Origin of the sequence: Flavobacterium sp. LAR06 (genome assembly GCF_041946075.1) — a bacterium.
Lineage (GTDB): Bacteria > Bacteroidota > Bacteroidia > Flavobacteriales > Flavobacteriaceae > Flavobacterium.
The window spans coordinates 1-5,031 of the sequence record NZ_JAUTYT010000032.1 but is presented as its reverse complement, the minus strand read 5'-3'; the positions used below and the strand labels follow the sequence as shown (position 1 = coordinate 5,031).

General features: G+C 47.7%; 2 tRNA genes and 2 rRNA genes. All 4 read right to left on the bottom strand.

Features of this window, described 5'->3' with window-relative positions:
• Positions 1-109 precede the first annotated feature (109 nt).
• The 4 genes from Q7C23_RS23210 to Q7C23_RS23195 all read right to left on the bottom strand — a co-directional run bounded on the left by Q7C23_RS23210 (position 110) and on the right by Q7C23_RS23195 (position 5,020).
• A 23S ribosomal RNA gene (locus Q7C23_RS23210) occupies positions 110-2,990 on the bottom strand.
• A gap of 136 nt (positions 2,991-3,126) precedes the next feature.
• A tRNA-Ala gene (locus Q7C23_RS23205) sits at positions 3,127-3,200 on the bottom strand.
• 108 nt (positions 3,201-3,308) lie between these two features.
• Positions 3,309-3,382: transfer RNA gene (locus Q7C23_RS23200), tRNA-Ile, on the bottom strand.
• A gap of 124 nt (positions 3,383-3,506) precedes the next feature.
• Positions 3,507-5,020, bottom strand: a 16S ribosomal RNA gene (locus Q7C23_RS23195).
• The 16S and 23S rRNA genes sit together here with 2 tRNA genes alongside, the layout of an rRNA operon.
• Positions 5,021-5,031 lie beyond the last annotated feature (11 nt).

The following is a 5,031-nucleotide window of genomic DNA, read 5'->3' as shown; positions in this document are numbered from 1 at the left end:
ATTAGCTTTAGCTAGTCAACATTACACAATATCTTAACATACTGAGATAAAGAAAAGTATTTTATATTTAGAAAGTTTCTCCCCGAGCCTTGCGGCTCGGGAAAAGGGTGTACATAAGCTTACGGATTATTAGTACTACTCGACTATGACATTACTGCCTTTACATCTATAGCCTATCAACGTGGTCATCTTCCACGATCCTTAAAAGAAATCTCATCTTGTGGTGGGTTTCGCGCTTATATGCTTTCAGCGCTTATCCCTTCCAAACGTAGCTACTCTGCGGTGCCCCTGGCGGGACAACAGATACACTAGAGGTTTGTCCAATTCGGTCCTCTCGTACTAGAATCAGATCCACTCAAATTTCTAACGCCCACAGTAGATAGAGACCGAACTGTCTCACGACGTTCTGAACCCAGCTCGCGTGCCACTTTAATGGGCGAACAGCCCAACCCTTGGGACCTTCTCCAGCCCCAGGATGTGACGAGCCGACATCGAGGTGCCAAACCCCCCCGTCGATATGAGCTCTTGGGGGAGATCAGCCTGTTATCCCCGGCGTACCTTTTATCCTTTGAGCGATGGCCCTTCCATGCGGAACCACCGGATCACTATGCTCTACTTTCGTACCTGATCGACCTGTATGTCTCTCAGTCAAGCTCCCTTATGCCATTGCACTCTACGCACGGTTACCAAGCGTACTGAGGGAACCTTTAGAAGCCTCCGTTACTCTTTTGGAGGCGACCACCCCAGTCAAACTACCCACCAAGCAATGTCCCCCACAATATGGGGTTAGGCCTCAGATAAACAAAGGGTTGTATTTCAACAATGACTCCACAACGCCTGGCGACGCCACTTCACAGTCTCCAACCTATCCTACACATCATTTATCCAAGGTCAATACTAAGCTATAGTAAAGGTGCACAGGGTCTTTTCGTCCCACTGCGGGTAAACGGCATCTTCACCGTTACTACAATTTCACCGAGCTCATGGCTGAGACAGTGTCCAGATCGTTACACCATTCGTGCAGGTCGGAACTTACCCGACAAGGAATTTCGCTACCTTAGGACCGTTATAGTTACGGCCGCCGTTTACTGGGGCTTCAATTCAATGCTTCTCCGAAGATAACATCTCCTCTTAACCTTCCAGCACCGGGCAGGTGTCAGGCCCTATACTTCATCTTACGATTTTGCAGAGCCCTGTGTTTTTGATAAACAGTCGCCTGGACCTCTTCACTGCGGCCAGCTTGCGCTGGCGACCTTTCTCCCGAAGTTACAGGTCTATTTTGCCTAATTCCTTAGCCATGAATCTCTCGAGCACCTTAGGATTCTCTCCTCAACTACCTGTGTCGGTTTACGGTACTGGTACTAATTACCTGAAGTTTAGAGGTTTTTCTTGGAAGCCCTTAGGCGCACTATCTCTTTGTCCGAAGACTCCGAGTACTATCGTATTTCCCCAAGCCGCGTGGATTTGCCTGCGCAGCTTATAGGTAGGTACTTCAACGAACTATTCCGTCAGTTCGCGGCGCTTTCATCACTCCGTCACCCCATCACAGTAATTAGTAGTACGGGAATATTAACCCGTTAGCCATCGACTGTCCCTTTCGGGTTCGCCTTAGGACCAGACTAACCCACAGCTGATTAGCATAGCTGTGGAAACCTTAGTTTTTCGGTGTGCGGGTTTCTCGCCCGCATTATCGTTACTTATGCCTACATTTTCTTTTCCAGCCAGTCCAGCATACCTTACGATACACCTTCAACCCTGCTGGAATGCTCCCCTACCACTTACAGTAAACTGTAAATCCATAGCTTCGGTAATACGCTTATGCCCGATTATTATCCATGCTCGTCCGCTCGACTAGTGAGCTGTTACGCACTCTTTAAATGAATGGCTGCTTCCAAGCCAACATCCTAGCTGTCTGGGCAGACAAACCTCGTTCTTTCAACTTAGCGTATATTTGGGGACCTTAGCTGATGGTCTGGGTTCTTTCCCTCTCGGACTTGGACCTTAGCACCCAAGCCCTCACTGCTGAGAAACATTATATAGCATTCGGAGTTTGTCAGGAATTGGTAGGCGGTGAAGCCCCCGCATCCAATCAGTAGCTCTACCTCTATATAACTTAAATTCAGCGCTGCACCTAAATGCATTTCGGGGAGTACGAGCTATTTCCGAGTTTGATTGGCCTTTCACCCCTACCCACAGGTCATCCGAAGACTTTTCAACGTCAACCGGTTCGGACCTCCACTGTGTGTTACCACAGCTTCATCCTGCCCATGGGTAGATCACACGGTTTCGCGTCTAACACTACTGACTAAAGCGCCCTATTCAGACTCGCTTTCGCTACGGATCCGTGGCTTAACCACTTAACCTTGCCAGCAACGTTAACTCGTAGGCTCATTATGCAAAAGGCACGCCGTCACCCCACGAAAGGGCTCCGACCGCTTGTAAGCGTATGGTTTCAGGATCTATTTCACTCCGTTATTCACGGTTCTTTTCACCTTTCCCTCACGGTACTGGTTCACTATCGGTCTCTCAGGAGTATTTAGCCTTAGCGGATGGTCCCGCCAAATTCAGACAGGGTTTCACGTGCCCCGCCCTACTCAGGATACCACTATCTATTATACTCGTTACCCATACGGGGCTATCACCCTCTATGGCGTCACTTTCCAGTAACTTCCGGTTCCTTGTACATAAAATGTCGTGGTCCTACAACCCCAACAATGCCGTAACATCATTGGTTTGGGCTAATCCGCGTTCGCTCGCCACTACTTACGGAATCACTTTTGTTTTCTTCTCCTCCGCCTACTTAGATGTTTCAGTTCAGCGGGTTTGCCCACCTATCGGTGTACTATGTCTTCAACATAGTGGGTTGCCCCATTCAGGTATTTACGGATCAAGTCGTGTGTGCCGATCCCCGTAACTTTTCGCAGCTTATCACGCCTTTCATCGCCTCTGAGAGCCAAGGCATCCCCCATACGCCCTTATTTTGCTTATTGTACCAATCATAAAATCAATTATGACCGTTTTTTTTTGTTTTCTACAATAAATTGTAAAAAACGCTTTCTACTTTTTATTATTTTCTTATCTCAATATGTCAATGAACTTTTATTTACTATATTTATAGTAAATCAGTGGAGAATAACGGAGTCGAACCGTTGACCTCCTGCGTGCAAGGCAGGCGCTCTAGCCAGCTGAGCTAATCCCCCATTTTTCAATCTTAGATTGTAGAATTCAGATTTTAGATTTCTAATTCTTCTCTAATTTCTTTTGGCGAATCCCAACTTCCAGAATTTCCTTTTTTTTAAGTTAAATAGTAGTCCCGGGCAGACTCGAACTGCCGACCCCTACATTATCAGTGTAGTACTCTAACCAGCTGAGCTACGAGACTCTGTTTTACTTAAAATTTATTATTTGAACTAACAGCAAGAGTAAAATAGTCTTAAAATTATAATCCTATAAAGCTTCTTCTTTTTTCCCCATCGTGTAATTACTACTAACAATTGGGGCTCTAGAAAGGAGGTGTTCCAGCCGCACCTTCCGGTACGGCTACCTTGTTACGACTTAGCCCTAGTTACCAGTTTTACCCTAGGCAGCTCCTTGCGGTCACCGACTTCAGGCACCCCCAGCTTCCATGGCTTGACGGGCGGTGTGTACAAGGCCCGGGAACGTATTCACCGGATCATGGCTGATATCCGATTACTAGCGATTCCAGCTTCACGGAGTCGAGTTGCAGACTCCGATCCGAACTGTGACCGGTTTTATAGATTCGCTCCTGGTCGCCCAGTGGCTGCTCTCTGTACCGGCCATTGTAGCACGTGTGTAGCCCAAGGCGTAAGGGCCGTGATGATTTGACGTCATCCCCACCTTCCTCACAGTTTGCACTGGCAGTCTTGTTAGAGTTCCCGACATGACTCGCTGGCAACTAACAACAGGGGTTGCGCTCGTTATAGGACTTAACCTGACACCTCACGGCACGAGCTGACGACAACCATGCAGCACCTTGTAAATTGTCTTGCGAAAGATCTGTTTCCAAACCGGTCAATCTACATTTAAGCCTTGGTAAGGTTCCTCGCGTATCATCGAATTAAACCACATGCTCCACCGCTTGTGCGGGCCCCCGTCAATTCCTTTGAGTTTCATTCTTGCGAACGTACTCCCCAGGTGGGATACTTATCACTTTCGCTTAGCCACTGAAATTGCTTCCAACAGCTAGTATCCATCGTTTACGGCGTGGACTACCAGGGTATCTAATCCTGTTCGCTACCCACGCTTTCGTCCATCAGCGTCAATCCATTAGTAGTAACCTGCCTTCGCAATTGGTATTCCATGTAATCTCTAAGCATTTCACCGCTACACTACATATTCTAGTTACTTCCTAATAATTCAAGTTTAACAGTATCAATGGCCGTTCCACCGTTGAGCGATGGGCTTTCACCACTGACTTATTAAACCGCCTACGGACCCTTTAAACCCAATGATTCCGGATAACGCTTGGATCCTCCGTATTACCGCGGCTGCTGGCACGGAGTTAGCCGATCCTTATTCTTACGATACCGTCAAGCTCCGACACGTCGGAGTGTTTCTTCTCGTATAAAAGCAGTTTACAATCCATAGGACCGTCATCCTGCACGCGGCATGGCTGGATCAGGCTTGCGCCCATTGTCCAATATTCCTCACTGCTGCCTCCCGTAGGAGTCTGGTCCGTGTCTCAGTACCAGTGTGGGGGATCTCCCTCTCAGGACCCCTACCCATCGTAGCCTTGGTAAGCCGTTACCTTACCAACTAGCTAATGGGACGCATGCTCATCTTTTACCGTTGTGACTTTAATTACAAAATGATGCCATTTCGTAATACTATGAGGTATTAATCCAAATTTCTCTGGGCTATCCCTCTGTAAAAGGTAGATTGCATACGCGTTACGCACCCGTGCGCCGGTCTCTAGTTCCGAAGAACTATACCCCTCGACTTGCATGTGTTAAGCCTGCCGCTAGCGTTCATCCTGAGCCAGGATCAAACTCTTCATCGTATATTGTTTGC